5 protein-coding genes are annotated in these 4,576 nt (G+C 70.6%); 2 read left to right on the top strand and 3 right to left on the bottom strand.

Annotation, left to right across the window (positions count from 1 at the left end; translation table 11 throughout):
• From G6R25_RS21875 to G6R25_RS21865, 3 genes are all read right to left on the bottom strand, one after another.
• Window positions 1–855 (bottom strand): glutamate-1-semialdehyde 2,1-aminomutase (locus tag G6R25_RS21875; protein WP_163554402.1); only part of this gene is annotated, 855 nt, incomplete at its 3' end.
• Window positions 856–1,461: 606 nt separating this feature from the next.
• Window positions 1,462–3,057: a DHA2 family efflux MFS transporter permease subunit gene (locus G6R25_RS21870; RefSeq protein ID WP_163554401.1), complete on the bottom strand. Its 1,596-nt coding sequence runs from the start codon at window positions 3,055–3,057 to the stop codon at window positions 1,462–1,464.
• A gap of 294 nt (window positions 3,058–3,351) precedes the next feature.
• On the bottom strand, window positions 3,352–3,579 hold the full coding sequence (locus tag G6R25_RS21865) for a tRNA-specific adenosine deaminase (RefSeq protein WP_473246926.1): 228 nt from the start codon (window positions 3,577–3,579) through the stop codon (window positions 3,352–3,354).
• 114 nt (window positions 3,580–3,693) lie between these two features.
• Between G6R25_RS21865 and G6R25_RS28280 the strand changes: the two genes are divergently transcribed.
• Together G6R25_RS28280 and argS are read left to right on the top strand one after the other, a co-directional pair.
• Window positions 3,694–4,293 carry a hypothetical protein gene (locus tag G6R25_RS28280; RefSeq protein ID WP_235949419.1) on the top strand — a complete coding sequence of 200 codons (600 nt, stop codon included), beginning with the start codon at window positions 3,694–3,696 and terminating at the stop codon, window positions 4,291–4,293.
• 68 nt (window positions 4,294–4,361) lie between these two features.
• A complete protein-coding gene (gene argS / locus G6R25_RS28275) occupies window positions 4,362–4,502 on the top strand; it encodes an arginine--tRNA ligase domain-containing protein (RefSeq protein ID WP_235949416.1) in 141 nt (46 codons plus the stop codon).
• Window positions 4,503–4,576: the final 74 nt, after the last annotated feature.

Raw genomic sequence — 4,576 nt, 5'->3', positions numbered from 1 at the left:
CGCCGCCGCGGGCAGGCCTCCGCCCATCACCTTGCCGAAGGTGAACAGGTCCGGCGACCAGTCCTCGATGGCGCCCTCGTTGCCCCACCAGCCGGCCCGGGAGATCCGGAAGCCGGTCATCACCTCGTCGAGGATGAACAACGCGCCGTGGACGTCGCACAGCCGGCGCAGCCCGGCGTTGAAGCCGGGCAGCGGCGGGACCACGCCCATGTTGGCCGCGGCGGCCTCGGTGATGACCGCGGCGATCGTGTCGCCGCGGTCGGCGAAGACGGCCTCGACCAGGGCGAGATCGTTGTAGGGCAGGACGATGGTGTCGGCGGTCGCGGCGCCGGTCACACCGGGGGTGTCGGGCAGCCCGAGGGTGGCCACCCCGGAGCCGGCGGCGGCGAGCAGGGCGTCGACGTGCCCGTGATAGCAGCCGGCGAACTTGATGATCGTGGACCGGCCGGTGAAGCCGCGGGCCAGCCGCACGGCGCTCATCGTCGCCTCCGTCCCGGAGTTGACCAGCCGCACCTTCTCGACCGGGCCGACCCGCTCCACAATCAGCTCGGCGAGCTCCACCTCACCCGGCGTCGGCGTGCCGAAGCTGGTGCCGGCGGACACCGCCCGCGACACCGCCTCGACGACGACGGGATGGGCATGGCCGAGGATCATCGGCCCCCAGGAGCAGACCAGATCGACGTAGGTACGCCCGTCCGCGTCCGTCAGATACGGGCCGTCGCCGGACACCATGAAGCGAGGGGTGCCGCCGACGGCCCGAAAGGCACGGACCGGGGAGTTGACCCCACCGGGAACGACACGCTCGGCGCGCTGGAACAGCTCTTCGGAGGCCGGCGCGGCAGAGGGAACCACCATGCCCCCGATCCTCGCAGGTCCACCAGGCCACCCGCGCCTCGCGTGGCCAGCGGCACGCCTGCGGCCGCCTGTCGGGCGCTCCGTCGGGCGCCGGAGCAGCGCCCGCGGCCCAGCACCCGCGGTGGAGCGCCGCCGGTGGACGGGGGTCTGCCCCGGCCGCCCACCGGCGGCGGCCTGTGCGCCAGGACCCCGGCCGGCCCGCAACGCGGATCGCGCCCGGCAGCAGCTCCGAGGCCACAAACCGCGACCGCCGCCCTGGGTGGTTTCGGCGGATGCCGGACCCGGGACGGAGGCGGAATGATGACGACGTTGGCCTGATACTGCCCGGTACATCCGCGATACGCCCGGTCCCGAACAACTGATCGATAGGCGAGGCTGGCCTAGCCGGGGGTCCCCCAGCCGGCGATTCGCCTCAGCAGCGGACTTTCCTGCCGGTTCTCCCCGCCGATGGCCCGCTCGAGCGTGAGGACTCTCACGCTCCCGGCACGTTTCATCAGCGGATCGCCGACCGGCGACGAACCCGATGGACACCGCCGGCACATCGACGACCGTGAAGATCCTCCGGTTGCGGTACGCAGAGTGCCTTGCGGCCTCGCCTCGGCGGGATCAGCGTGCCGCACGAGCCGCCTCACCCGCGGCCGGGGCTTTGTCTCCTCCGCCGCGGGGCAGCAGGAGCAGTGCGACCACGCCGGCCACCGCCATCAGGGCCACCGGGAGCAGCAGGGTGTGGCGGAAGGCCGCGACCACGCCGCCGGTCGCGGAGGCAGGGATGTCGCCGGAGAGGTCGGCGCCCTGGTCCAGACCGGCCAGGCTCGCCAGGTTCGCCGCAAGCAGCACCGAGGTCAACGCGGTGCCGACGGAGACGGCGACCTGGTTGGTGATGTTCAGCAGGGTGCTGCCGGCGGCGGTGTCCCGGTCGGGCAGGTGGCGCAGCGCCGTCGTGATCGTGGGCATGATCGTCGCGCCGGTGCCGATCCCGGTCACCGCCATCGACGTCAGCAGATGCCAGTACGGCGTGTTCGCGTCGAGCTGGAGCAGGGTGGCCAGCAGGCCGGCGGTCGCGATCACGATGCCCGCCCCGACGACCCGCGCCGGCGGGACCCGGTCGATCAACCGGCTCGCGACCTGCAACGACAGGCCGGTGGTCAGCGCCTGCGGGATGGCCAGCAGCCCGACCGCCGCCGGGCTCTGCCCCCGGACGAGCTGCCAGTACAGCGGCACGATGAACATCGAGCCGAAGTAGGCCGCCACGGACAGGCCCAGCGTGCCGGCCCCGGAGGCGACGGCCCGCCGGCCCAGCAGGCGCGCCTCGACCAGCGGGCGCCGCGTGCGCAGCCGCAGCGCGCGCAGCACGAACACGACGCACATCCCCACCAGCACGGTCGCCGAGACGAGGGTGCCGCGCCGGCCACTTTCCGCCAGCCCGTACACGACGGCGGCCAGCCCCGGCCCGATCAGCGCGAGCCCCGGCACGTCGAGCCGCTCCCGGGCGCCGGCGGGCGCGTCCCGTGGCAGCAGCCGCAGCGCCAGCGGGACGGCGACCAGCGCGATCGGCATGTTGATCAGAAAGATCCACCGCCAGGAGTATTCGACGAGCCGACCGCCGAGCGTCGGCCCGGCGAGCGGGCCGACGAGCACGGGCAGCCCCAGCACGCCCATCGTGCGGCCCCGAACCTCCGGCCGGGCGCTGCGCATCGCGATCGTCATCGCGATCGGGTTGACCAGCCCACCGCCGACGCCCTGCAGCACCCGGAAGGCGATGAGCGAGCCGATGTTCCACGCCAGCCCCGCCAGCAGTGAACCCAGCCCGAACAGGGCCAGCGCGGCGACGTAGACGCGGCGGGTGCCGAGTCGGGCGGCCAGCCACGCGCTCGTCGGCACCACGACCGCCAGCGCCAGCGTGTATCCGGTGGTCACCCACTGGATCACCGGCAGTGGGGCGTGCAGGTCCCGGGAGAGGCTTCGGATTGCGACATTGGTGATCGTGACGTCGAGCACGACCATGAGCCCGCCGAGCACCAGCACACCCAGCGTGAGCCGGGTCTGCCGGTCGATTCCGGCCGACGGGCCGGGAGCCGACGGCCCGTTGACCGGTCGTCTTGTGGCCCCGCGGACGGGGTCCGATCCCGGTTCGGAGCCGTGGGGCCGGAGATTCGGCGGGTCAGGATGGTCAAGGGCTGTCGGGGGCGAAGTGCCTGCCATCACGGTCCTCCTCGGCCAAGGCTGCCCGGCGGAATCTCCACCGCACCCCGGCCGGCCAACAGTCTCGAACCTGAAGTCGACATGAGGTCAAGGCCACCGCTCAGCGCCGCTACGGCAGAGCCCACCGGCTACTACCGCGGCACCAACCGAGCCGTTCCACTCAGCACGATCATCACGCGGACGAACGTTGCCACGCGAGAGACGGGTCAACGCAGGTGAGCGTTGGGCGGCCCGCTCGGCCGCACTCGCAGGCAACGGCGATGCGCACTTGGGGAGCTGCAATGAGAGCTGGTGTCAGATCACCGTCGAGTCAGCATCCTCGCGCGACTGGGGTGAGTCACGATAGGCGTTCAGCAGCGCATCACACTCAGATTTAAGTACCTCGGGGATGACTTCAACAAAGTGATTGAGCCTGCGATCGCGCACGACGTCCCAGAGGGAGCAGACCGCGCCGTTGTAGGTGTCCCAGGAACCGATGACCAAGCGAGGGATGCAGGCCAAGACGATGGCCTCGGCGGACATGGTTCCCGGCTCCAACGTGGTCACGAGGGTGCAGGCATTCAAATGCCAAGTGCCGAGCGCAAGCCCCTCAATGAACCGACCACGCCGCACCTCTTTTTAGGTGGAGATACTCGCTTGTATGAGCAGCACTGGATTTCCGCCGAGCGGGCTGCGACGCTCCTCGGACTCTCCTTACTTGACCCGACGTGTACTTTTACTCTGGCGGACATGGCCGAAGTCCTCGTTGCCAGCTGGAACGGTGCCGCCGGCAAGGACTTCCTCGGTTACCGTCACGATCCCGATCTACTTGCTGCACTCCGCCGCGGCGTCGCGCGGCTCGCCGAGGAGGGGGCGGTGTCTACGGTCGGCGAAGGTCGTCTCTGGCAACGGCCCGATGTGCGCAGGCACCTACTTGCGATCCTCGCGCCCGCGGTGCCCGGGCCACTGGCCACACCTGGGACACTGGAGGTCGCTGAAGGAGGAGTCGAGGTGAACAGCCATGAAGTGCCCTCACTGAGCAGGACGATCGAGGCCGCAGTCGCAGGAGCGATCAGCCGGGCGCTGCCCGATCTGGCGGGCGCTGACCCGGTTGTACGGAGCTCGGACCATGCCGATTTCCACTCCAACGCGGCGCTGGCACTTGCCAGACGGGCCCGCCGCAAGCCCGCAGATCTGGCAGGGGCAGTCGCCGATGCGCTGCGGGCCGTCCCTACCTCGATAGCAGAACCTCGATAGCAGAGGTCACTGTCTCCGGCCCTGGGTTCATCAACATCACCCTTGCCGATGGCCCGCTCTGGCAGCAGGTGGCCCACCGCCTCGCGGCCCCACGGCTCGGGGTCAGCACCCTGGAACAGGGCCGTCGCACGGTCATCGACTACTCTGGGCCGAACATCGCGAAGGAGATGCACGTCGGTCACCTGCGGACGACGATCATCGGTGACTGAGCCATTCCCGGCGTCGATTTGTGAGGTTGGGTAATTGTTACGGGGTGTGAGTGTCCCTGGGGGCTGTGGCGACG

It is taken from the genome of Candidatus Frankia alpina (assembly GCF_902806485.1).
In the GTDB taxonomy this organism is placed as follows: Bacteria; Actinomycetota; Actinomycetes; order Frankiales; family Frankiaceae; genus Frankia; species Frankia alpina.
This window is presented reverse-complemented; position numbering and strand designations above follow the sequence as displayed.

Excerpts from the sequence above, each read along its gene's own strand:
- G6R25_RS21870 (WP_163554401.1), bottom strand. The coding sequence starts at position 3,057 with ATGGCAGGCACTTCGCCCCCGACAGCCCTTGACCATCCTGACCCGCCG.
- G6R25_RS21865 (WP_473246926.1), bottom strand. The coding sequence starts at position 3,579 with ATGTCCGCCGAGGCCATCGTCTTGGCCTGCATCCCTCGCTTGGTCATC.